This is a genomic window from Acetobacter farinalis (assembly GCF_011516935.1).
Classification (GTDB): Bacteria; Pseudomonadota; Alphaproteobacteria; order Acetobacterales; family Acetobacteraceae; genus Acetobacter; species Acetobacter farinalis.
The window spans coordinates 1-23,130 of record NZ_WOTF01000010.1; the positions used below are offsets into that span (position 1 = coordinate 1).

At 58.4% G+C, this 23,130-nt stretch carries 23 protein-coding genes; 12 read left to right on the plus strand and 11 right to left on the minus strand.

The window, feature by feature from the left end; all coding sequences use genetic code 11:
• Positions 1-112: 112 nt before the first annotated feature.
• Genes GOB82_RS08970 through pnuC form a run of 3 tightly spaced genes read left to right on the plus strand, consistent with a single transcriptional unit; the run spans position 113 to position 3,953 of the window.
• A complete protein-coding gene (locus GOB82_RS08970; RefSeq protein ID WP_265794535.1) occupies positions 113-2,179 on the plus strand; it encodes a TonB-dependent receptor in 2,067 nt (688 codons plus the stop codon).
• A gap of 5 nt (positions 2,180-2,184) precedes the next feature.
• Entirely contained in the window at positions 2,185-3,396 is a 1,212-nt protein-coding gene (locus GOB82_RS08975; protein WP_166122277.1) for a phosphotransferase enzyme family protein, read from the plus strand.
• On the plus strand, positions 3,393-3,953 hold the full coding sequence (gene pnuC / locus GOB82_RS08980; RefSeq protein WP_166122279.1) for a nicotinamide riboside transporter PnuC: 561 nt from the start codon (positions 3,393-3,395) through the stop codon (positions 3,951-3,953). Before GOB82_RS08975 ends, pnuC begins: the two co-directional genes overlap by 4 nt.
• A gap of 138 nt (positions 3,954-4,091) precedes the next feature.
• Here pnuC and GOB82_RS08985 read toward each other — a convergent pair whose 3' ends face one another.
• Positions 4,092-5,126, minus strand: a complete 1,035-nt coding sequence (locus GOB82_RS08985; protein WP_166122281.1) for a cupin-like domain-containing protein — start codon at positions 5,124-5,126, stop codon at positions 4,092-4,094.
• Between the two features lie 279 nt (positions 5,127-5,405).
• On the opposite strand from GOB82_RS08985, the gene GOB82_RS08990 reads away from it, so the two are divergent.
• Complete coding sequence (locus tag GOB82_RS08990; RefSeq protein WP_166122283.1) at positions 5,406-5,849, plus strand: hypothetical protein; 444 nt, start codon at positions 5,406-5,408, stop codon at positions 5,847-5,849.
• Positions 5,850-5,896: 47 nt separating this feature from the next.
• Here the strand turns inward: GOB82_RS08990 and GOB82_RS08995 are convergent, their stop codons facing one another.
• The 4 genes from GOB82_RS08995 to hmpA form a co-directional block, all read right to left on the minus strand.
• Positions 5,897-6,463, minus strand: a complete 567-nt coding sequence (locus tag GOB82_RS08995) for a hypothetical protein (protein WP_166122285.1) — start codon at positions 6,461-6,463, stop codon at positions 5,897-5,899.
• Between the two features lie 32 nt (positions 6,464-6,495).
• A complete protein-coding gene (gene purU / locus GOB82_RS09000) occupies positions 6,496-7,341 on the minus strand; it encodes a formyltetrahydrofolate deformylase (protein ID WP_166122287.1) in 846 nt (281 codons plus the stop codon).
• 469 nt (positions 7,342-7,810) lie between these two features.
• Positions 7,811-8,230: a DUF488 domain-containing protein gene (locus GOB82_RS09005; protein WP_242007307.1), complete on the minus strand. Its 420-nt coding sequence runs from the start codon at positions 8,228-8,230 to the stop codon at positions 7,811-7,813.
• 34 nt (positions 8,231-8,264) lie between these two features.
• A complete protein-coding gene (hmpA, locus tag GOB82_RS09010; RefSeq protein WP_166122289.1) occupies positions 8,265-9,488 on the minus strand; it encodes an NO-inducible flavohemoprotein in 1,224 nt (407 codons plus the stop codon).
• 98 nt (positions 9,489-9,586) lie between these two features.
• Between hmpA and GOB82_RS09015 the strand changes: the two genes are divergently transcribed.
• The 4 genes from GOB82_RS09015 to GOB82_RS09030 all read left to right on the plus strand — a co-directional run bounded on the left by GOB82_RS09015 (position 9,587) and on the right by GOB82_RS09030 (position 13,286).
• On the plus strand, positions 9,587-10,108 hold the full coding sequence (locus GOB82_RS09015; RefSeq protein ID WP_166122291.1) for an RrF2 family transcriptional regulator: 522 nt from the start codon (positions 9,587-9,589) through the stop codon (positions 10,106-10,108).
• Between the two features lie 118 nt (positions 10,109-10,226).
• Entirely contained in the window at positions 10,227-11,624 is a 1,398-nt protein-coding gene (locus GOB82_RS09020; protein ID WP_166122293.1) for an inorganic phosphate transporter, read from the plus strand.
• A 384-nt stretch (positions 11,625-12,008) separates the two neighbouring features.
• Complete coding sequence (locus GOB82_RS09025) at positions 12,009-12,434, plus strand: contact-dependent growth inhibition system immunity protein (protein ID WP_265794542.1); 426 nt, start codon at positions 12,009-12,011, stop codon at positions 12,432-12,434.
• An 84-nt stretch (positions 12,435-12,518) separates the two neighbouring features.
• Positions 12,519-13,286 carry an SDR family NAD(P)-dependent oxidoreductase gene (locus tag GOB82_RS09030; protein ID WP_166122297.1) on the plus strand — a complete coding sequence of 256 codons (768 nt, stop codon included), beginning with the start codon at positions 12,519-12,521 and terminating at the stop codon, positions 13,284-13,286.
• 135 nt (positions 13,287-13,421) lie between these two features.
• Here the strand turns inward: GOB82_RS09030 and GOB82_RS09035 are convergent, their stop codons facing one another.
• The 3 genes from GOB82_RS09035 to GOB82_RS09045 form a co-directional block, all read right to left on the minus strand.
• Positions 13,422-14,762 carry a hypothetical protein gene (locus GOB82_RS09035; RefSeq protein WP_166122299.1) on the minus strand — a complete coding sequence of 447 codons (1,341 nt, stop codon included), beginning with the start codon at positions 14,760-14,762 and terminating at the stop codon, positions 13,422-13,424.
• A 258-nt stretch (positions 14,763-15,020) separates the two neighbouring features.
• Positions 15,021-15,347, minus strand: a complete 327-nt coding sequence (locus GOB82_RS09040) for a hypothetical protein (RefSeq protein WP_166122301.1) — start codon at positions 15,345-15,347, stop codon at positions 15,021-15,023.
• A gap of 249 nt (positions 15,348-15,596) precedes the next feature.
• Complete coding sequence (locus GOB82_RS09045; protein WP_194300441.1) at positions 15,597-16,601, minus strand: DMT family transporter; 1,005 nt, start codon at positions 16,599-16,601, stop codon at positions 15,597-15,599.
• Positions 16,602-17,011: 410 nt separating this feature from the next.
• On the opposite strand from GOB82_RS09045, the gene crcB reads away from it, so the two are divergent.
• Both crcB and GOB82_RS09055 read left to right on the plus strand, forming a co-directional pair.
• Positions 17,012-17,476, plus strand: coding sequence for a fluoride efflux transporter CrcB (gene crcB, locus GOB82_RS09050; protein WP_166122303.1), 465 nt, complete (start codon positions 17,012-17,014; stop codon positions 17,474-17,476).
• Between the two features lie 176 nt (positions 17,477-17,652).
• Positions 17,653-17,859, plus strand: coding sequence for a cold-shock protein (locus GOB82_RS09055; protein WP_043551757.1), 207 nt, complete (start codon positions 17,653-17,655; stop codon positions 17,857-17,859).
• A 75-nt stretch (positions 17,860-17,934) separates the two neighbouring features.
• On the opposite strand, the gene GOB82_RS09060 is transcribed toward GOB82_RS09055, so the two are convergent.
• Both GOB82_RS09060 and GOB82_RS09065 read right to left on the minus strand, forming a co-directional pair.
• Positions 17,935-18,894, minus strand: a complete 960-nt coding sequence (locus tag GOB82_RS09060) for a metallophosphoesterase family protein (protein WP_166122305.1) — start codon at positions 18,892-18,894, stop codon at positions 17,935-17,937.
• 183 nt (positions 18,895-19,077) lie between these two features.
• Entirely contained in the window at positions 19,078-19,464 is a 387-nt protein-coding gene (locus GOB82_RS09065; RefSeq protein ID WP_166122307.1) for a VOC family protein, read from the minus strand.
• 305 nt (positions 19,465-19,769) lie between these two features.
• On the opposite strand from GOB82_RS09065, the gene GOB82_RS09070 reads away from it, so the two are divergent.
• Positions 19,770-20,300, plus strand: a complete 531-nt coding sequence (locus tag GOB82_RS09070) for a GNAT family N-acetyltransferase (protein ID WP_166122309.1) — start codon at positions 19,770-19,772, stop codon at positions 20,298-20,300.
• Between the two features lie 37 nt (positions 20,301-20,337).
• Here GOB82_RS09070 and GOB82_RS09075 read toward each other — a convergent pair whose 3' ends face one another.
• Complete coding sequence (locus GOB82_RS09075) at positions 20,338-21,546, minus strand: acyltransferase family protein (protein WP_166122311.1); 1,209 nt, start codon at positions 21,544-21,546, stop codon at positions 20,338-20,340.
• A 237-nt stretch (positions 21,547-21,783) separates the two neighbouring features.
• On the opposite strand from GOB82_RS09075, the gene GOB82_RS09080 reads away from it, so the two are divergent.
• Positions 21,784-23,130, plus strand: a complete 1,347-nt coding sequence (locus GOB82_RS09080; RefSeq protein ID WP_166122313.1) for a glucosyltransferase domain-containing protein — start codon at positions 21,784-21,786, stop codon at positions 23,128-23,130.

Genomic DNA, 23,130 nt, shown 5'->3' on the forward strand with positions numbered 1-23,130 from the left:
CAACCTTGTGGGATGCCGCCGGATCAGTCCTGGATGCTTTCACTCCTGACGAATGCGCCAACTTCTTTACAGCCGCTGGATATGAGCCGGAATAAAGTGGACGTGCTCTAATGTGGCTTCCTCCGATCCGCTGGGGTTTTCCCCGCAAACCAATATTTCCGTACGCGGCCTGAATGGAGATGCCATTGGGTACGTGCTGGAAGGCATGCCGCTGAATGATATTGCCTATTATACAGGTTACCCCAGCCAGTTTGCGGATAGCGAGAATTATGACAGCATCGCCCTCCAGCAGGGGGCTGCCGATCTGGATAGTCCGGTTCTGAACGCCGCGGGAGGCCTGATGAGCCTGCGTTTCCGCACTCCGCCAGAGAAGGCCGGGGGGCTGGTGAACGTCTCTTACGGCTCTTACAACACCAATCGCGAATTTATCCGTCTGGACAGTGGCGAACTGGGCAAGACCGGCCTGCGGGGGTTTGTGTCTTATTCTCACGGCGCGACCGATAACTGGCGCGGGCCGGGGCGGGATGTACGCCAGCATGTGGACTTCAAGCTGCAAAAAGACTGGGGGCACGGCAGCAGCGCGGCACTTCTGGGGTCATGGAACCAGGCAATTGACAGCTATTATCCTCAGGTTTCAAAAGAAAGCTGGGCGCAGGATGGTATTCACGGCGCGAACAATCTGGCTGCCCGATATGATGTGACTGATACGGCTGGGGGCTCTGATTACTGGCGGCTGTATCGGCAGCCCGAACGCACCCTGTATCTGGCCGCACCGGTACAGGTGCACATGGCGCATGGACTGACTCTGAAAGCCACACCGTACGCGCAAGGGGCTTACGGCAATGCGGCGGGGGGTACGCAAATCCCCACATCCGGCCTGTATAATGGCACGCAACCTCTGGCGGATGAACTGACACTGCCCAGCACGCAGGCGGGCTGGGCCACAGTGCGGGCGGACTATACGCAGCGCAGCGCACGGTCCGGCTTTACCACCGCGCTGGAGTGGAAGCGCGGAGTGAATGATCTGGTTCTGGGTTACTGGTACGACTATACCGATGATAACGAGAAGCAGCAGTTCACCCCGATGTCTGATGATGGATATGCCGCCAATATCTGGGGGAATGGCGGGCGGACGGGTATTCATCTCTCGGACGGCTCTCTCCTTCTAGGCACCAGTAACCACACCATTACACAGACAAATGCATTGTTCTTGGGGGATCGTCTTTCCCTGTTGCATAACAGGCTTTTGCTGACGGCAGGGTTTAAGGAGGTGATGATGACGCGCACCGGCACCAACGCCATGCCTGGTGCGGCGTATCATGCCAACACCAGCAGCGCGGTGCCGCTGCCGCGCATAGGGGCGCGTTTCCAGATTGCGCCGCGCCATCAGGTGTTTTTTGATACCACGACCAATTTCCGCACTCCGGCTGAAACTGCACTGTATGATGTGTTTGACCCGACATCCGGCCAACTGGAAAGCAAGGGTACCGCGCATGTGAAGAATGAATATTCCATCTCGGAAGAGCTGGGCTACCGGTATACGGATGACCGGTTTGTGGGAAGCGTGACCCTGTTCAACTACAATTTTACAAACAGACAGGTGGCAACGCTTATTTCAGAAAACGGCTCCTTCGTGCAATCCACCCTGAACGCGGGCGGTCAGACCAGCCGGGGGGTGGATGTGGAATTCGGCCTGCGCCCGTGGCATCATTTCAGCCCATATGTGTCCGGGGAGTATCTGCACGCCACGATTGATAATGACATTGCCGCCAGTGGTGATCTTCTGCCCACACGCGGCAAGACCGCCGTGCGCAGCCCCACCCTTCAGGCCGCTGCTGCTCTGACCTATGATGACGGGCATTTCTTCGGTGTGGCGGCGCTGCATTATACCGGGCATCAATATGCCACGTTTATGAATGATGAACGGATGTCCGATCATGTAACGGGCAATCTGGCCGTGGGCTACCGGCTTTCCGATGTGGCCATGCTGCATAAACCGGAGTTTCGCATGAATTTCATCAATATCAGTAACCAGCATTACCTCTCCGGCGTGGCGGACCCGACGCTGAACGCAAAGGACACCACAGGCCGTTATGGCTCAACCCTTTCCGGCAGTGCGCCGGACTATTACGTGGGGGGTGGCTTTGCGGCCCTGTTTACCGCTTCCACGGGGTTTTGAGCGGGATGAGCAGCTTTGGTTCGCACGGCCTTCATGGTGCCGCCCCAGCCTACGCCCCGGCGGACCGGCCCGGCCAGTTTGGCGTACACGGTGTGCAGGACAAGCGTGACTGGCCTCCCCTGACAGAGGCGGAAGTGGCGGCGGTGCTGGCGCACTATACGTCCCTGCCACCGGCAACGGCCATTCTCTGGCACAGCATGCGGCCTTTTTCCGCCGCGGGGATTGTGCTGTTGCAAGGGGCTGGTCCGAAAACAGTTGTGATCAAGCGGCATCATGTTCACGTGCGCAATGTGGCGGCGCTGGAGGTGGAACATGCCTTCATGCAGCATCTGCGCGAGCGGGATATTCCAGCCAGCACGGTGCTGGCTACCAGCACCGGCGCTACGGCCCTCACGCAAGGTCCGTGGACCTATGAGGTTTTTCTGCCTGCTCATGGGGAGGACCTGTATCGGGATACCATGTCCTGGCAGCCTTATCAGTCCGCAGGCCATGCGCGGGCAGCGGGGGCGGAACTTGCCCGGCTGCACAGGGCGGCGGAAGGCTTTACGGCTCCCGCGCGGGGAGAGAACTGCCCGCTGGTGTCCAGCATGGTGGCGGTGGGGCAGCCCGAGCTGCTGCCGGCGTTACAGGTCTGGATAACCCGGCAGCCGGGGTTGGCGGCCCAACTGGCAGGGCGTCCATGGGAGCAGGATGTTCGCACGGTTCTGGAGCCATTTCACGCAAAACTGCGCCCCCTGCTGCCGGAGGTAAAACCCTGCTGGGGGCATGGAGACTGGCATGGCTCCAACCTGCTCTGGGCACCGGGGTATGACGCTGCCATTACCAGTATTCTGGATTTTGGCATGGCGGACCGCACCTGTGCGGTGTTTGATCTGGCCGTGGCGCTGGAGCGGAGTGGCGTGAACTGGCTGAACCTGCCGAACCGTGGCGTGGCGGTGTATCGGCAGATGCAGGTGCTGCTGGAAGGCTACCAGAGTGTGCGCCCGCTCAGTGTGGCGGAACGCGCCCTGCTGGTGGCGCTGCTGCCTCTTGTGCATGTGGAGTTTGCCTTTTCGGAAGTGGCGTATTTCGGCACACTGCTGAAGGATGCGGCTTCGGCGGAGGTGGCCTATACGGAGTATCTGCTGGGCCACGCCCGCTGGTTTGCCAGCCCTGAAGGGCGAGAGCTGCTGGACTGGCTGCCCACCGCGCTGGCCCGCGTTCCAGCCGCGCCATGAGCCTGCTGGAGCTGGCTGCTGTGCTGTTCAGCGCGGCGGGGGTCTGGCTTACGGGCCGGAGAACAGTGCTATGCTGGCCGGTGATGCTGGTGGCGTCCGTTCTGTATGGCGCGGTGTTCTGGCGGGCGCATTTATATGCGGATACGGCGTTGCAGGGCGTGTTTGCAGGCCTTTCTGGGTATGGTTGGTGGAACTGGCTGCGCGGTGTGCGGGATGCGGGCACGGTGCAGGTTCTTACCCCCCCGCGTGGTGTGATGGTGCGGGGCGTGATGCTGAGTGGGGCCGCCGGGGTGCTGCTGGGGGTTGGCCTGCAACGCTGGACGGATGATCCGAACCCTTTGATGGACGCTCTGCTCAGCGCCTTCAGCATTCTGGGGCAGGTGTGGATGGCTCGCCGTTATCTGGCCTGTTGGCTGGTCTGGCTGGGCGTTGATGTGCTCTATACCGGCTTGTTTCTGGTGCGTGGTCTTGACCTGACAGCAGGCCTTTATGCAGCCTTTGTGGTGCTGGCAGCCTATGGCTGGATGCAGTGGCGGGCGTGTGAAAAACCGTTGTAACGGCACAGAAAAGCAAGTTGCACGGCGCGGGACGGGGCTTTCCGGCTAGCAGTGCTACAGTACGGTTTGAGAGGTTTCTGGGGCGCATCCACGCAGGGGAGCCGGAGCGCCGCAGGGAGTCGGTCTGCTGAAAGAGGGTCAGCTTTCGACTGGTTCTACTCCGGAAAACACGTTGTAGGGATAATCCACAAAATGGTTTGGCATGTCGACAAGATCGGTCAGGCTGACACTGATACTGGCGGTTTCCCCCACAACGTGATGCCACCAGCCAATGGGGATGTAGAGCATGTCACCCGCTTCCACTGTAATTTCGATCCCGTTGGCGTTTTCAAACAGCGGGTGGCGTTCCAGATCCGGCTGAACCGGGTTGACCGGGCTGTAAACCACGCGATGGTTGTACATGTAGGGCACCTGAATGGCCGGATAGAGCCTGAAGGTTTTACGGCCGTATATCTGACAAAATAGGATATGGTTCAGGTCCTGATGCATGCTGGTGACCACACCGGCAGGGCCCATCCATAGAAAAATGGATTTGGGAACAGGGGTGGGAGTGATGTATCCGTCCCCGATCGAGCCGATATCCTCCCGCACGAAGCCGAATTCCGGTTTATCCAGCGCGAAGTTCACGGCTGTCAGATACACATCATTCCCGACCGAGTTTTCCACAAGTGAGATAAAATCCCGGCAGGCCATCATGGCCCCGTGTTGCGGGTTGTTTTCATCATAATTCGGGTCAGAGTTGCGCCCGGACTGCACAGGAACCTGCGTGTCTGGACCGATTTTTTCTTCAAGCAGTTTGGGAGTCCAGCCTCGTGCGGGCCAATGTTCAAATGCCCCCGAAAACAGGCCCGGACGATTTTGCGAAAGATAGTCTTTTATGAAATCTGCATAAAAAGGAAGGGGTTTGCGTATAAGTTCTTTATGATCAGAATTTAGATTCCAGTAAAAATCAAGTGTTTTTAAAAGCGAGTCGCGCCTTTTGAGGAGTCTGGAATACGCACGCACCGCTGGCAGATAGGGGCTGGTGGAGGCCGCTAGAATTTCTTGATCTACCAGATCTTCCGGATACGCGGTGTTGAGCAGATAGGTTTTGATTTGCTGCGTGCTACATCCCTGCGCCAGATTTTCGGCAATCCAGCTTTTCATATGGTCGGGGAAGATTTGCTGCGTCAAATGAAGCTCTCCATAGGAACGGTCGTGTCAGGCGCGTGTCTGAACACTGGATGCGAGTCTGGAAAATGCGGTTTTGGCGCGTTCTAACATTCATTTTCCAGGGAAATATGACGTTATTGTTAAAGAATTGTGGTGGTAGAAAAGAAGTATTTTTACAACTCTATGAAATCAGGCTGGAAAGCTCTTGTATTTGTTGACGCCTCGTTTGGCGGCGTGCCTCTTATACAGCGCGTTTACTATTTTTTATGCGCTATTCCAGAAAACTCAAGGATGCACATCATGACGGCTACATCTGTTTCGCCTCTTTCCCTGCCGAATTCTCCCGATACTGGTGCGGGACATGCTGATGCGTTTCATCATGCTCTGGGTAACCATGCAGGCCACAGCCCTTTTCAGGAAGGACGTGTGATTACGGCGGTTCTTGGTGGTGATCTTCAGCCGCCCGAGCCGAAGCTGGTTGAGCCGAAAGTGCATGTGATTACGGTGGTTCATGGTGGTGGTCATCAACTGCCCGAGCCGCCGCTGACTGGGCCGGACGTGCATGTGATTACGGCGGTTCAGGGGGGGCATCAGCCGCACGAACCGAAGCTGATCCTGCCGGAAGTGTCTGTGATTACAGCGGTTATGGGTGAACCCAAGCTGCCTGAACCGATCCGGAACCTTCCGGACCTGAGCGAACTGGGAATGGTAGTTCAGGCCCCGAAGAGCGAAGTGAAGCTTTAAGAAGAAGTCCCTGCCGTGACGGAGGCCATGCGTAAGCCGGGCTTTCGTTACGGGGCGAGGGCGGCCTGTATGGCAACGGCGGCAGTCACGCCGCTATTATAGAGGGCGTGGCAGGTTGCCGTGGTCCAGAACGGGCTGCCACGCCGGGATTTGCTGGTCAGATAAAAGCACGCAAAAAAGCAGACTGCGCTTATCAGCCCGACATTAATGGCCGCGGGCCAGTTCCGCTGGAAGCTGTTTCCAATCCGGCCATGGTGATCCATGATGAACAGGATGGTGGTGACGGCAAAGGAAACGCCCCACAACCATGTCTGGTTTTTGATGAACAGCCGGAAAAATCGATACGGCAGATAGAAGAAAAGAAAAGTTTCCAGCGGTGGGGCGAGCACAATCGCCATGAACCCAAACAGCAGGAGGGAACCATGCAGGGGAGCAGGTTTCTCTGCGCCGCTCAGAAACAGGACTGTCAGCCCAAGCGGGCATAAGGTTGCCTGAGCCAGCAGGCAACGCAGGCAGTAAAACCAATTGACAGAAAAGCGGCTTTCAGAACGTTCGGCTTCTCCGGCGGGTGTGAGCGCTGGTGTCTGGTCCGGTTCAGGCGTGTGGTCTGACATGGGGTGGGGCCTCTTTTCAGAACGCGCTGGGGTCAGGAAAAAACAATCGTGCGGTGGCCGTTCAGCATCACGCGCTGTTCCACATGGAGTTTGACGGCGCGGGCCAGTACCTGGGATTCAATAGTGCGGCCTGCAGCCACATAATCTTCCGCGGAAAGACTGTGCGTGACACGGGCGGTTTCCTGCTCGATAATCGGGCCTTCATCCAGATCCGCCGTCACATAGTGGGCTGTGGCGCCTATCAGCTTTACGCCGCGCTCGTAGGCCTGATGATAAGGCCGTGCCCCTTTGAAGGAGGGCAGGAAGGAATGGTGGATGTTGATGATGCGGCCGCTCATCGCGGTGGAAAAGGCATCGGAGAGCACCTGCATGTAGCGGGCCAGCACAATGAGGTCCGCCTGCGTTTCGGTAACAAGGGCGCTCAGGCGTTCTTCCTGTTCGGCCTTGTTGTCCTTGTTTACGGGCCAGTAATAATAGGGGATGCCCGCCTGCGCGGCGGTGGCGGCGCTGTCTTGATGGTTGGAGACAATGGCCACAATCTCCGCCCGCAGCCAGTTGACCCGCACCTGATAGAGCAGGTTGAGCAGGGCGTGATCAAACCGGGAGACCATGAGAATCAGGCGTGGCAGCACAGCGGCGTCATGCAGCCGCATGGTCATGCTGAATTTTGTGGCTACCGGGGCGAGACACGCCTTGAGTTCCTCCACACCCCCGGGGGCGGGAGCCGTGAAGGCCAGCCGCATGAACAACTGTCGGGTTGCGTGGTCACTGAACTGGTGGGTTTCCAGAATATCCGCACCCTTCTGCGCCAGGGCGGTGGCAACAGCGGCCACAATGCCGGGTTGGTCGGGGCATGAAAAGGTCAGGATAAAATGCATGGAGTGTCTGCTGTCCTCTGGGTGTCTTCCGGGCGGGTAGACCGGCCGGAACGCGATTCAGGGCGCGGTAAGGCTGAAATAGGCCCGCCACTGTGCCAAGGCAGATGTCGTACGGCAACAGGGTGCCGGAGTGCCGGCAAGGACTGCCAGAGTTCGCGTGGTGTGGATGATTCGTACTTTTTCCGACTCGTTCAGGCGGCGGAGTGTTCGGATGTGTCAATCATAAAAATGTAAAAAAAGCCCTAAGGCCCGGAAAACTGCCACTTATAAAGGGCCTGTTTCTGAGGTGCGGAGTCTTCTTATCCACAGAAAGCGGGGAAAGACTGTGGGAAAACTCTGTGGATAGTTTTCTGGAACGCAGATGCAGCGCGCACTCTTTTCACGTTTCCCGGTTTGTTCTGTTCCGCTGTGCTGAAAGGCTCCCTCCGGCCCGGTGCGGTGTATGGGCCGGAGGGGAGCCTGTGCAGGATCAGGTGTTGGGAGAGTGCGGGGTGTGTTTCAGCCGGTCCTGCAGATACTCGGCCAGCACCACGGCCTCGTTCTGTTCCGTGTCTCTGGCCCCGAACAGCAGGGTCAGGCGGCCTTTGCGGGCGAGCGTTTCAAGCTGGGCCACGCAGGCGGGGTTGGCCTCCAGTTCCGCCCTGTAACGCTCGCGGAAGCCGGTCCAACGAGCCGGTTCATGCCCGAACCACTGACGCAACTCCGTGGAGGGCGCGATGTCCTTCAGCCACAGGTCCAGAGCCGCGCGCTCCTTGCTCACGCCGCGCGGCCACAGGCGGTCCACCAGCACGCGGGCACCATCCTCGGGAGAGGGGGCTTCGTAAATACGGCGGACCTGAATGTCCGCACAGCTGTGTGCGGACGCCATTGCATCTGAATGTGCGGACATAGGGAGCAACTCCGTGGAGTAGAAAGAGGAACGCTCAGGCTGCGTGCAGGGCGTCTTCCAGCGTGGTGGCGGGGCCAAACACTTCATGCCGCAGGCGGTCTTCCGGAACGCCCGCAGCGCGCAGACCGGTGATCATCTCCTGCATGAAGGCGTCCGGGCCGCAGATATAATAGAGCGCACCAACGGCGGTATTGGCCCTGAGCCATTCCGGCGTGATGTGCCCCGTATGGGCGGTGGTGCCGGGGGCGCTGTGGCTGGCAGCGGCATCAGCCGGGATGCCGGTGTAGAAGATATCCGCCTTGACCCGACCTTTGGCGGCAAGATCACGCACCAGCGGGCCGAAGGCTTCGGTCTGCGGGTTGTGCGTGCCGTGGATGAAGTGCAGCGGCGCACCAGCATTGCTCGCGCAGGCATCCAGCATGGCGATAAACGGGGTGAGGCCCACGCCAGCGCTCAGCAGCACGACACTGGCGGGCTGCGGTGTGGGCAGGGTGAAAGATCCGGCAGGGGCGGACACGAGAAGTTCCGTGCCCACCTGTGCGCTGTCATGCAGCCAGGGGGAGACAACGCCGCCATCGGCCCGGCGCACGCTGATACGATAGCTGTGGCCGTTGGGTGCGGAGGAAATGCTGTAATTGCGGCGCTGGCTGCCATGCCCCGGCACGGTGATGTTGAAGCTGAGATACTGCCCCGGCACATGCGCCATCACGGGTTTACCGTCTGTGGGGACCAGATCGAACGAGGTTACGGTCTCGCTCTCCTGTGTGCGGGCGCGGATGGTAAAGGAGCGCCAGCCAGCCCAGCCACCAGGGGCGGCTTCATGTGCTTCGTAAATCTGGCTTTCCCGGTTGATCAGCACATCCGCCAGAAATCCGTAAGCCTTGGCCCATGCATCCATGATTTCGGGGGTGGCGGCATCACCCAGCACATGGGCAATGGCCCCCAGCAGGGCGCGGCCCACATGCGGGTAATGTTCGGGCAGAATGTTCAGGCCCACATGCTTTTCAGCAATGCGTTCCACCATGGTGCCCAGCTTGTCGAGGGAATTGATGTTGCGGGCATAGGCCAGCACGGCCAGCGCGAGGGCGGTGGGCTGGGTTCCGTTTTTCTGGTGCGAGGTATTGAAAAGAGCGCTGATGGCCGGGTCTGCCAGCAGGCGTTTGTACATCTCGCTGGTGATGTCCACACCGTGTGCTTCCAGAGCGGGCACGCAAGCTGTGACGAGGGCGCGGGTTTTATCGTCGAGAAGTGCGACCATGATGTGGTCTCCTGCATTTAGGAATGCGTTATAAGATGTAAATTACATACATCTTATCGGCGCTGGAAGAAAACCTGTCAATATGGTACCTGTTTGGGATGCGCCTTACTCTTCACTCCGATTATGCCCTGCGAACACTCCTCTATCTTGGGGTGCATTCCGGGTGGCGTGTGTCTATTCATGAAGTGGCGCAAGTGTATGGTATTTCAGAGAATCATCTGGTGAAAGTTATCCACCATCTGGGTCGTGGCGGCTTTGTGGATACGTTGCGAGGTCGCAATGGCGGGCTGATGCTTGCTCGCCCCGCAGAGCAGATATGTCTGGGTGATGTGGTGCGCCACACGGAAGACGATATGGCTCTGGTGGGCTGCATGACCGAACCCGGAAAAGAGAGCGGACGTGCGGGTGAGGACTGCCTTCTGGCGCGGGCCTGCACGCTGCGGGGTGTGCTGGGGGAAGCGCTGGGCGCGTTCATGGCTGTGCTGGATAACCGCACGCTGGCGGATCTGCTCCGGCCCGGTGAGCGCCGGATTCTGACGCAGGCCACTTCGGAGAGCGCAAAAATGGCGGCGGAGCGCACGCCCAACGTGCCCCCGAAAGTGCGCCGGAAGGCGGAATAAGGCGGGTTGCCGAGGTGCGGCGGCTGCCTTTGTCGTAAAAAATAGAATTAACAGATTAAAAACCTGTTCTTCTTCCTCTATCAACGGGCGGCACAAAAGAAGGACTGTCCGTTTTCTCATGCTGCATGTCACACCTGATTCGCCGTTTTCCATCATGGCCCTGCTGTTCTGCGGCGTTCTGGTGTGTGTATTCGAAGTCGTGAACGGGTTTCATGATACCGCCAATGCGGTCGCCACGGTGATTTACACCCGCTCCCTGCGGGCGGGTCAGGCGGTGCTGCTGTCCAGCCTGATGAATTTTCTGGGGGTGTTGGCCGGAGGGCTGAGTGTGGCGTACGCCATGGTGGAACTGCTGCCGGCGGATGTGCTCTCTCCGCCTGATGGCATGCCCGCCGTGGTTATGCTGCTCTCCCTGTTTGGATCCGCGCTGACATGGAACCTGCTGACATGGTGGGCCGGGATTCCCAATTCCAGCTCGCACTGCATGATTGGCGCGATTGTGGGGGTGGCTGTGGGGGACTCCCTTGTGCACACACGCAGTCTGAGCGAGGGGGTGGACTGGCATCAGGTGTTCAAGGTGCTGGAAGCGCTGGCTGTCTCGCCCCTGCTGGGAATGGTGGGGGCGTGGCTGTTCTATCTGGCCCTGCGGGCGATGGTGAAGGATGCGGCCCTGTATCAGCCCCCGAAAGGGGAGGCTCCGCCCCGGGGCTGGGTGCGCTGGCTGCTGGTGGCCAGTTGCAGTGGGGTCAGTTTTTCACATGGCAATAATGACGGGCAGAAAAGTATCGGCCTGATCATGCTGACTGTGGTGGGGCTGCTGCCAGCCCTTTATGCGCTGAACCCGCAGGAAGCGCACCGCCTGCCACTGCCCGTAGCGGAGGCTGCGCAGATTGAAACTCTGTTGACCCGCTATGATCATGACGGCCTGCGCCCGGAGGCTCTGGCTGCGGCGGCTCGCCTGAAGGCCGAGGCGCTTGTGGCTGCTGCGCAGGGCGGGGCACAGAACGAGCCAGTGGTGGGAACACGCCCATTGATGGCGCTGCGGGCTGATGTGTTTGAAATTCTGGCCGGGCTGAAGCAGGTGGACTATAACGCCAGCACTCCGGCGGTAGATCGGGCCAGTGCGAAAACCCTGCGAAAGCATGTGCAGCCTGTGGTGGAATTTGCCCCCTGGTGGGTGCGGCTGCTCAGCGCCCTGTGCCTCAGCTTTGGCACCATGATCGGGTATCAGCGCGTTGTGCGCACATTGGGCGAGAAAATTGGCCGCACGCATTTAACTCCCGCGCAGGGCGCTTCGGCAGAACTGGTGGGGGCTGGTCTGATTTTGACGGCGGGCTACACTGGCCTGCCGGTGAGCACTACACACATCATTACCGCTGGTATTGCAGGCAGCATGATGGGGGCTGGCAGCGGGGTGCAGGGGAGCATGGTCGCGCGCATTATGCTGGCGTGGGTTGCGACCCTGCCGGTTACGATCCTCATGGCGGCGGGACTGTTCTATGTGCTGAGTCCGTAAGGGCGGGCAGGGGACGCGCGGTGGGATAATAAGCGCCTTAATACCTTGGCGGTTCCTGTATGACGGACCATCTCAAAAGGGTATGCGGTATGGACACAGATTTGTCAGGCATATCACGCAGCCGATGAAAAAATAGCAGCTTATGAACTCGCTACAGGCGTTTCCTTAAAACCGCTGACCATACAGTTTGATGAGGTTTCGTGATGTTTTCTCCGCCGCCGTTAACGCCGGAACAGATTAAGGCGATGTATCGTAAAAAAAGCTGAATTTCGTCGAACTCCAAAATTTGTTGCGATTGTCTCTCTTGAAGTCTGGAGAGGGTCCTATTTTTCCCGCACCGGCTGGTGCGCGCATGCGTCTGTTGAAGCGGCAACACCGCTCTGGCTGGGAGAGAATTTCAGGAAGGCGTTGTTGAGTAGTGAGTATTTTAATCAGCCCGGCGAAAAGAGTCTGGGTTGGGAGAATATTCTTCCTATGGAAGAAGCCTCCAATCTGCGGCGTCGGGCCTTTGATGAGGAAATGCGGCAGGCCTACGGCTTCAAGACGATCGAGGCGATGTGGAAGAAGGATGATATGGTTTCCTCAAACTGGCATTATCGTGTGGATGATTTTGTGACGATATATGCTTTGCGTCGTTCCCATGGTGGTGGGCATTCCGGATGGCCAGAGGTGAAGTTTCCCCAGAAAAATCTGGATGTGCCGCTTTCAGTCTCGGATGAAGAGTTGGGGCAGGCACTGCTGGAGATCTGGGCGCAGTGCGAGTGTTCTCGCGGGCCGTGGCCAGCGTCTCTGGGGAAGCCGAAGGACTGAGGGAGCAGGTAAGCCAGCCCGTGACAGCCTGCGCTTTTTTGGCGCATGATAAGGCACGTTCAGCGTCGCAATGGAGAAGAGACAATGACATATGCCCTCAAGACAGTTCTGGTCACCGGTGCCACAGCGGGGTTTGGCCATGCCATTGCGTTGCGGCTGGTGAAGGATGGCTACCGCGTGATTGCCACAGGGCGCAGGCAGGAGCGGCTGGACGCGCTGGCGCAGGAGGCTGGCCCCGCGCTGCTGCCGTTCCGGCTTGATGTGACGGATCTTGCCGCCGTGCAGGCGCTGCCCGGCTCCCTGCCGGAAGGCTGGCAGGAGGTGGATGTGCTGGTGAACAATGCCGGTCTGGCCCTTGGTCTAGACAAGGCGTGGGAGGCCAGACTTTCCGACTGGGAACGGATGATTGCCACCAATGTGACGGGCCTTGTGGAAATTACCCGTATGCTGCTGCCGGGGATGGTGGCCCGCAATAAAGGACATGTGGTGTCACTGGGCAGCACGGCGGGCACGTATCCCTATCCGGGTGCCAATGTGTATGGGGCGACCAAGGCGTTTGTTGACCAGTTCATGCAGAACCTGCGGAGTGACCTGCTGGGCAAGCAGGTGCGGGCCACCACCATTGCGCCGGGTCTGTGCGGCGGCAGTGAGTTCAGTGCGGTGCGGCTGGGAGACAAGGCGCAGGCTGATGCCGTTTATAAAGGCACAAAGCCGCTGCTGCCTGAAGATATTGCGGAAACCGTGGCCTGGGTGCTGGCGCAGCCTGCGCATGTGAACATCAACCATGTGGAAATGATGCCCATCTGTCAGGCTTCAGCCGGGCTTGCGGTTGATCGGACAATGGCCGGGTAACACCGCACCTGCCGTGCTCTGCGGTAGAGAGGAACCTGGCCTCAATGCCGGGCTAGATATGAAAATGCCGTGCCCCCGTAAAAGGGCACGGCATTTTTGTGTACGCGGCTTTTAGAGGCCGCGGTGTTGCTACACTCAGGCAGCCTGGCTGAACAGGCCCTGATGTTCGGTGGGCAGCGGGGTGTGACGGGCGGACTGTGTGTCCAGAACGCCAGCGGCTGCAACCATCTGTGTTTCAGGCTGAGTGGAAGGTGCGGCCCACTCAACAGATTTTTCCAGAGCAGCCATTGCAGCCGGGGCAGATCCCTGCGGAGCAGAAGCGGCGAGGAAATCTGTGGCGACATTGGCAGCATTAAGCTGCGGTGACTGAAGCTTGGAGAGCACGCCATTTACCAGAGAGTTCTGATCGTTGGCGTCCTTGCCGGGGTTGAAAGGCTGCGGATACGGCTGGTCCGGCAGTTCAATATACGTTCCGTCAGGCTTCTGGAGTTCAGACGGAACCGGGATCAGGCTGTGCGTGGCCTGTGCGATGGCTTCATAGATATTGGTGGGAGCATCACCTGAACGGGTGTCCTGCTGGGCAATGCGCGTGGCACGCAGGTCATCAAGCTGGTCGGAAATCCAGCCATCCTTGAGGGAAAGATGCACAGGTGAGGTCACGACACCCAGCGTGGGAACCCACTGGCTGTGACCGAACAGGTCTTTCCCCATATAGATATACCCGTCAATCATGTTCGGGTTTCCTGCCGCGCTGCCGCCAAAGAATTCAACATCCACTGCGCGGGCAATAATGTCGGCCTTGACGTTGAGGGGGGCGGAGGAGTTGAGGAGTGTCGGCACGCCCACGCTCAGAGCATTGACAAAATTGTCGATCAGAACAGGAAGAGAACCGGACTGAACGGACAGGCCAAGCTGTTCGATCACCTGGTTTCCGGTCACGCACAGGGCATTGGCCGTGGTGGCGACGAACTTGTCATATTCCTGCGGGTTTGCCAGAATCTGCTGGCCGACTGTCACTTTTCCGTCATACGGCGTGTTCCAGTAATAAAAGGAACCGCCCCAGCCGCCCAGTGTCATGTGCCCGATGTTTAGAGAAGCCTCGATATCATCATGCAGCATGGTGTTGATCTGCTGCAGGGAGCCGGACTTCAGCGTGTCCTGAATAACAGATTCCCCAATGGAGTCTGACAGAGGCTGAAAGTTTACAGACCCACCATCCCAGTGTGACCCGTAGGCTGTGGCAGCATGAATGAAGATGTTGCCGAAGCTTGTCATGTCATTACCATTGACGGTAATGGCCTGCTGGTACCAGAAGGAACTGTCCGGGCTGAGGGTGTTGGTGCCTTTGCTTTCGGCCTCGGCAATAAAGGAAATCATATCCTGATAACCCTTGAGCGCGTTGGTCGTGCCGTTATCAGTGTCAGTCCGGAGCTTCTCAAGCTGTTCTTCTGTAAGAGTCAATGCAGTATACGCCATCGTGTTATCCTTGTTTTTTAGGCTGTATACAAAATCATGTGGCAGAACAGTTTGTTTTCAAGCCGGGAGAGATGTGCGGGCGCACGTCTCCCGCCCTGGTCAAGGCTCATCCGTTTTGCACACAGTATTTTGAAACAGCCTATGTTTTTTATGAAAGCGGAAAAATGTCCTGAGGTTTGAAGAAGGTTTGCAAACAACTTCAAGCTGGAGCGGCCGCTTTACCGGGAGTGTTTTGCGGCCGGCTTTTCAGGCGGTTTTTCAGTTGATGCCGTTGATCCATTCATTTTCGTAATGGTAATCCGGCGCGATGGTGCCGCCCAGTGCCTGTGCGAAAGTATTCAGGCCTTGTGTAGCCTTGTAGATTGCAAAATCATTGAACTGGTGCAGGGCTCCGACAACAGGGCCTGTGACGACAGTGAGAACCACGCCGATGGGAGCGATGGCATCCTGAAAGCTGTTGAGGGTGTTATCGATCCCGATGATCGTGTTGCCTGCCAGAGCAGCAAGACCGGCAAGGGTGGGGGGGATGAGGGATGCACCGCCGCCGGAAACATCGGTCAGTTCGGAGTCAGAAAGGATACGCATAGAGATGCTCCTGATTAAAAGATTTGAAATTTACTAAGCTTACCGGTGTTACAATGATGTAACCTTACGTTAAGAAAAGTCAAAAGACTTTTTCTCAATTATTAAGAGAATTCTCGTTAATAAGACATCAACGATGTCCAAACCGCTTTGAAACCCGGATTACGTTGCGGCTGCGGGCAGGCCAGGGCGCTTTTTCAGCTCCGCAAATCCCTCATCAGCCCACGTCTTTTTACGTTTGGGGTAGAGGTTTCAGCGTGAAGGGGGTTTCTTTGTGGCCGCCGCCTGCTGTCTGGCGGAAAGCGCCTGCTGGGCTGCGGGTGTTCTGGCAAGGTTTTTTGCGGCTTTTCGGGCCTGCATACGCTCCAGCCGCTCCTTCATGGCCATGCGCTCATATCTGATGCGCTGCCGAATCCAGTTCAGCAGGCCCGAGGCTGTGACCACCACAATCCCAACGAAGGTCCAGCCATCCAGCGGCTGCTGGAACACCAGATAGCTCAGGGCCACGCCCCACACCATCTGGCTGTATTGCGGGAGGGCTACGCGGTTTGCCGGGGCGCGGGCTGTGGCCAGCATCATCAGGAACTGGCCGAAGGCCGCCAGAAAGCCGTAACCGAACAGATAAATCCATGTCGTCACGCCATGGGGCCACGTGGCGTGTGCCCACATCAGCACACCATTCCCCACCAGCGGGCCAATCAGGCTGGAGCCAAACAGGGAAAGCCGCGCACTGTTCTGCCCCGCCAGCCGATAGGCGATCACGCTCACGGCGTTGGCAACCGCGGCAATCAGCGCGCACAAATGGCCAAAATGTAGGGCGCGCAGGCCCGGACGCAGCACAATGAGCACCCCGATAAAACCCAGCACCACCGTCAGCCATGCCCAGCCGGTTACCTTCTCTTTCAGCAGCAGCACAGAAAGGATGGTGACAAACAGTGGCATGAGAAACATAAGGGAAAGCGCTTCGGGCATGGGGAGCAGCATGAAGGCTTCCACGCTGGCGGCGGTGGCCACGAAGGTGCACGTGGCCCGTACTCCCCACATGAGCGGTTCCTGCGTGCGGATGATATCGGCGTAGGATTCCCCGGGCTTGCGAATAAACGGCAGCAGGATACAGCCGAACACCCCGCCGGAGAACGCGACCTCGAACGGGTCGATCCGCCCGCCCAGTAGCTTGGAGAAAGCATCACTGATTGCGAAGGACGCAAAAGCCGCCAGAGCAAGCAGGATGCCGGAGAAAAGGGTTTTGGGGTCCATACTCTGCCTGATACTGTTCTGTGAGCGGGGCGGGGGCGAGAAAAACCGTGCCTGTGCACACTGGCCTGAGCCAACCCTTTTCAGGGCAATAGGGAAAAACGGTGCGTGTTGGAAGCCTGTTCGTGCGGGGTGGCGACAGGATGTGTTTCGGGCGCTCTTGAGGCAGCATTTCTGGGCCGGATTTCAGGGTGCGGTGTGTGATGCTGTACGGTAAGCCTCTTCTGACTCGTTTCTCTGGTGAGGAGTGCCAGGAAATGGAGAGCACAGGGGAGGGATCCCCTCCTATAATATAGGGCCCATGCACGGGCTGGGGGCTTCCGCCGAGCTTCTCTGGGGGAGGAAAGGTGTGCTTTTATCCTGCCGCGTATGGCGGGTGCTCAGGAAAGCCCGCCCGAAGGAAAGGCTTGCTGATGTCGTTTATGTCTTGTCTGCTTGTCATGCTGGGTGGCGCGCTGGGTACCCTTGCGCGATACGCCATGACACTGCTGACAGCCCCCCTCAGCCGGATGATGCCGTGGGGTACGATTGTGGGCATTAACGTGCTGGGTTCGTTCATCATCGGGTTTTTCAGCACCCTCACCCTCGCGGATGGGCGCTATCCGGTTTCTGATAATACCCGGCTGTTTGTCATGGTGGGGCTGTGTGGTGGCTATACCACCTTTTCTTCCTTCAGCCTGCAAACGCTGGACCTGCTGCGCAGCGCGGCATGGGGGCGGGCGCTGGCAAACGTGACACTTTCTGTGGTGCTGTGCCTTGGGGCGGTCTCTTTTGGTCACCTTCTGGCCTCTCGCCTGAACAGTCAGGCAACACGGCTGGAACAGGCAAGCCAGCCGGATGCTCCGGCGGGAGAGGGAGGAGGAGAGGTGGGGGGCTGAAAACGGGAAGAGGTGCGTTTATGCTTGCATTTCATGGTTGACAGGCGCACGAGTATGCCCAGCGGGTGCTTTTATCCGGGTATTCAGCGCGTGTTGCGTTCGTTTTTCTCCTTAAAAGTTATGATTTCGTGTGTGTTTTGTACACGACCGCGCTTTTTGATAAAGGAGCCTTTGTTATGGCAACAGGCACCGTAAAATGGTTTAACCCCACCAAGGGTTTTGGTTTCATTCAGCCGGAAGATGGCGGTCAGGATGCGTTTGTTCACATCTCTGAACTCGAACGCGCTGGCATGCACACCCTCAATGAAGGCCAGAAGGTTTCCTATGAACTGGAAGCTGGCCGGAACGGCAAGACATCTGCGGTCAGCATTAAAGCCCTCTAAGGCTTTAAATCGCAGGAATGCTGTGTGGAAAAGCCGCCCGTCCGGGCGGCTTTTTCTGTTTGGCCCTGCTATGGCTCAGGTATTATGCGGGTCTATGCTCTGGAAGCCGTATGTTTCATAGCGGATTTTTACGGCCCCGTTTTCCACATCCACCACCATGAAGCCTTCCGGCGTGCCATAGCGCGTGCCGTGCCACCAGTTGCCCGAAACCGCGCCGCCGGTAATGTAGGGAACACCGTGCCATTCCACCCGCTCCAGAACGTGGGTGTGGCCCTGAAACACCCCGATCACGTTGTAGCGGTCAAACAGCGGGAGTACTTCATACGCGTTGACCACGCTCAGCGCATGATGCTTGGGCGGCGTGTGGCTGGGGCTGGCGTAATCTTCCATTGCAGTCACAAGCGGAATATGTGTGACTACAATAATCGGCGTGCCTTCCGGCTGGGCGGCAAGATCACGCGCCAGCCAGGCGAGCTGTACCGCATCAATCCGGCCTTCATACATCCGGTCTGCCGTAATACCGATTGAGTCCAGCACAATAACATGCACGCCCTTGTGGTCGAACGCATAGTAAAGCTGGCCAAACTGGTCTTCAAAATACTTCTTGCCGTAAAGCGGGTCCGTCGGCTGGGCGCCGCTCTGGGTGTAAATGCCAAAACAGTCATGATTGCCAACGGTGTGATGGACGGGCAGCGTGAGGTCATCCGCTGTGCGCTGGTATAAATCCATCAGCGTGGAGGCGCGTCCGGCGTTCACGCCCAGCGCATCATATACATGATCCCCGCCCTGAATGGCGAAATCTGCCGGAATGGTGCGTGCTTTACGGAAGGCGGCATGGCATCCGGCCGTGGCGTTCAGTTCCGGCTGGAGGTGTGTGTCGGTAATGAACAGGAAGGTGAACGGCTCGTGCTTGCGCAGGGGCGGACGGGCGGGCAGAGCGGCAAGGGCGTGGCTGCTCTGTGTCAGTGTGGCACCGGTCGTCAGGGCCAGACCTGCGGTAAGGGAGAGGAACGAGCGTCGGTCAAGCTGCAACATAAGAGGCGTCTTCTCAATCCGAAAGAAGGGATGAAACGGAAGGCCTCAGTGTGCGCGGAACTGGACGCAGTTCCAACTCAGTCACAAATGTTTAATATTTTGGAGGACTTACGCTCTGATGCCTCCCGCATCAAAAGACGCAGGAGGCTTGAACTTCAGGCGGAACTCTGTGGAGAAACAGGGTTATTCAGACGCCATGAGGTGTCCGGCGCAGAGTTTGTTGCCGTCCGGGTCACGCAGGTAGGCAAGGTAGAGATCGCCCATAGGGCTATGGCGCACACCCGGCGGGTCTTCAATGGCAACGCCGCCATTGGCAACACCGGCTTTGTGCCAGGCATTGACTTCTTCCGGGCTGTTCATGGCGAACCCGATGGTGCTGCCATTACCCGCTGTGGCGGGTTCACCGTTCAGCGGCGGCAGGATGACCAGGCGGCCTCCACGATGCGTGTAAATCAGGCGCCCCCGTGCATTGGGTTCCACTGGTTCGCAGCCTGTGGCGCCAAGAATGGCATCATAGAAACGTTTGGAGCGGGCAATGTCGTTACTGCCAAGCGCGATATGGCTGAACATGAAGTGTTTTTCTCCTGACCCGTTTTGGGTGGCAGGCAGACTAGCGTGATACGGAGCGCCGTCAAATCCTGCTCTGTCACAGATCAGCCGCGCTGCGGGGAGGACGCATGGTCACACGTATGCCGGGAGGAAGGCGGTGCTGGCCCCGGGCGTGGTGTGCAGTGGGGCAGAGGAAAGGGGCCGGAACGGCAAAGGCCGGTTGCGTGGCTGCGGGTTTATGGTGATGAATAGAAACGAACCGGGACGCCTGCGGAGGCTCCGCGTCCTGCTCCATGCGGGAGGGTTGGGAAAGGGGAAGGTCAGGAATGTCTGAAGTGCCGTGTCTTGAAACGGACCGCCTGCTTATGCGCCTTCCGCAGCGGGAGGATTTTGAAGAGTTTGCCGCCATGCGAGCAGACCCGGTTGTGGCGCGGTATACGTCCGGTGTGCCGGAGTCAGCCAATGTGTCCTGGGGCAGGTTTCTGCAGTACAGGGGGCTGTGGGGGATTATGGGCTTTGGCTTCTGGGTTGTGCGGGAGAAGCTGACGGGCCGGTTTGTTGGCACCATCGGGTTTAATGAGGCGCACCGCGGTGTGACCCCCTCCATGGATGGCATCCCGGAAGCGGGCTGGGTGCTTGCGTCATGGTGCCATGGGCAGGGATTTGCCACGGAGGGTGTGCAGGCCGCCTGCCAGTGGCTGGACCGAGAAACCCCGTACAGGCGATCCCTGTGCATTATTGCGCCGGGAAATGCGGCGTCTGTCAGGGTTGCGGAGAAGATTGGATTTTCCTTCTACACCAAAACAGTTTTCATGAATGAAGAAACCCTGATGTTTGAGCGTAATGCCGCAGAGTGAGGGGCTTTTGCAGCGGTGCGCCGTACTTGCATGAGCCTCATTTACATGAAAGGGGAGGCTCCGAGCCGGGCAGCGGGCGGGCTTCTTTGCCGGTGGCGTGCAACTGCTTGCGCAGGGCGCGGTTGAGCGGTTCAGAAAAGTAACGGCTGATCAGGCTGGCCAGCTGGCAGGAGCCGAGAAAGAACACGGCGAGCAGCATCAACCGCGCAAACCCGCTCTGGGGCACGCTCGCGGGTGGAAAAAACGTGCGCAGCAGCCCCAGAATAATCAGGTGGAACAGGTAGAGTTCATAGCTCAGGCGGCCTGTCCATTCCACACCGCGCAGCAGGCGGGAGCGGGTGGCGAGGCGACCATTTTCATGGTGTGCCGAGGCTACCAGCAGCACCGCAGCTCCCAGTGCCATGGCGGAGACACCCCAGATATTGGTCTGCCCGATGGAGCACCAGAGATAGAGCGTGACCATACCCAGCAGAACAACAGGCTGAAGCAGGCGTGCGGGCAGGCCTTCCAGCCGCCAGCGTGTGGCGAGAACAGCAGCCATGCAGCCGATGGCAATGCCATCGAACGAAGCCGGAAAGGCGAAGAGAAAACCGGCTTCATCCCCCTGATGTGTCATGCGGTAGAACGGGCCGATGAGTGCGATCAGCGCCCAGAAGGCTACAATCAGGGACTGACGGCGGAAGGTCAGCGCTACCAGCGGGAAGGTGAGGTAAAACACTTCCTCCACCGAGAGGGACCATAAGACACCCAGCGCGTAATTGGCCCAGCCATAATGGGCAATGAACACATTCATGCTGAGGGTGAGGGAGGCCAGATTGGCGCGCATCATGGCGGCAAGAGGGGAGAGGCCGGGGATATGCGTGGCGAAAATGGGCACTCCGGCCAGCGCCAGCACATTGACTGCCGTGAGCAGGAGCAGCAGGCACGGCACGATGCGCGCAATGCGAAAGGCATAAAAGGCGCGAGCCTGCATGGCCGCCAGACTGCCCCAGCGGGCCAGCGTGGTGCTGGTAATCAGGAAGCCGGAAATCACGAAAAACAGCGTGACGCCATAATTCCCGTTTCGCGCCACAGCTCGCACGCCGTCGGGGGTGAGCAGGGTGCCCAGTGCGGAATGGCCGAGCGGGTAGGCAATACAGAAATGGTGGAACAGCACCAGAAGAATGGCCACGCCACGCAGGAGGTCAATCCGTCGGTTACGATAGTCGGGGGAGACGGGCAGTGTGTCGGGCGGCTGGGGCGGCATGCGGAACCTGCTGGGGGAGGGGAGTGCAGAGTCTGTTCAGTCTTTATGGTGGAAATGAGACAAAGAAGAAAATTCCTTACAAGGTCTATATTTTGAGAAAACCAGAAAGGATTGACGCGGCCTTTTTCTTTCCCGTATTGAGGCGGCATTAAATTAAAAATATTGTTTGACGGGCATAAAGAAATGGATCTGAAATTCAATAAAGACGCCAGTTTTGTATTTTTATGCATCTTTGGCGTGACTTTATTAAGTTATGGTCAAATTTTTCTGCCCGGCTACACCCCTGATGATTTTCTGGCCGGCAGCGCCCAGCTTCCGCCCGCGTTATACTTTGCGCAGGGGCGGTTTGTGGAAGCCATTCTGGTGGGCATTCTGAATACAAGCCATCTGAGCATGTTTGGTGTCGGGTTTGGGTTTTCCGGCCTTGTGCTGCTGCTTTATGCCGGGCTGATTGTGGTGCTGCTGCAGAACTGCGTGCCTGCCCGGTTTGACAGGCGACTGGTGCTGGCTGCGGGCATGTCTGTGGCGGCCAGCCCGCTTGTGGCAACCTTGCTCAGCTATCGGCAGACGGCATTCAATCTGGCGGCCTGCCTGCTTCTGCTTTTGTATGGCATAAGGTGTTATCAGGTTTTTTTACGTCAGCCCGAGGCGTGGGGGCGGGCTATTACGGCAGTGGTGTGCTTTGCATTTTCGCTGGGATGTTATCAGATTTTTATCAGCGTGATCGTGCTGTATTTTGGATGTCTTTCTCTCTGTGCCGTTTTTGAAAACCGCCGTATTCCGCTGGGAAACCTGGTGGTGCCACTGGCCAGTGTGGCGCTGTATTGCGTGATTTTTGCCCTGACCCGTAACATTGCCGGGGAAAACCACTGGGATGACAGAGGAGCTTTGCTGCCACTCTCGGCTTTTGGGCAGCGCGCGCTTGAAATCCGGGCCTCTCTGGCCAAGGTGGCGGGAGCGCGGCATGGGCTTGGGCTGCTGGCTCTGGTGGCACTTGTGCCAGTCGGGGTGCAGTGTGCTGTCTCGTTCCGGGTTTACCCGAAGCTCACGGTGCTGACAGTGGCGGTGGCAGCCTGCCTGTGCGTGGTCATTCTGTTCCCCGCAGTCAGCCTGACCCGCTGGGAGCCGACGCCGCGCATGTTTCTGGGCTGTTCATTTGTGGTGGCGTTTGGCGTGGTGTGGCTGTGTGGCCTGTCTGGTCTGTTTACGCGGGCCGGAATGGTGGGGCTGGCGGGGCTGGCCCTGTTTTCCATGATGGTGTCCAACATGTTCCTGACAGAGCAGATCAAGGAGAACCGCTGGGACATGGCCATGGCCACCACGCTGGTGGTGGATGTGCGGACAGAACTGGGGGACCGGGCTCCCTCAACCCTGTTTGTTGTGACAGGCCCGGTGGTTCATGGCCATTCCAGCTTCAGGGTTGGCTGGTCCATTCCCGGCATTCTGCATGAAGCTGCCAATGCGGACTGGACGGTAGGGGCGCCCACAGCGGACATGCAGCAGACCTGCCGTACGTCACCCGCCTTTCCGTTGAAGGGGTATCTGCATATCCTGCCGAATGGTGGGGTTCTGGCCTGCCTGTAA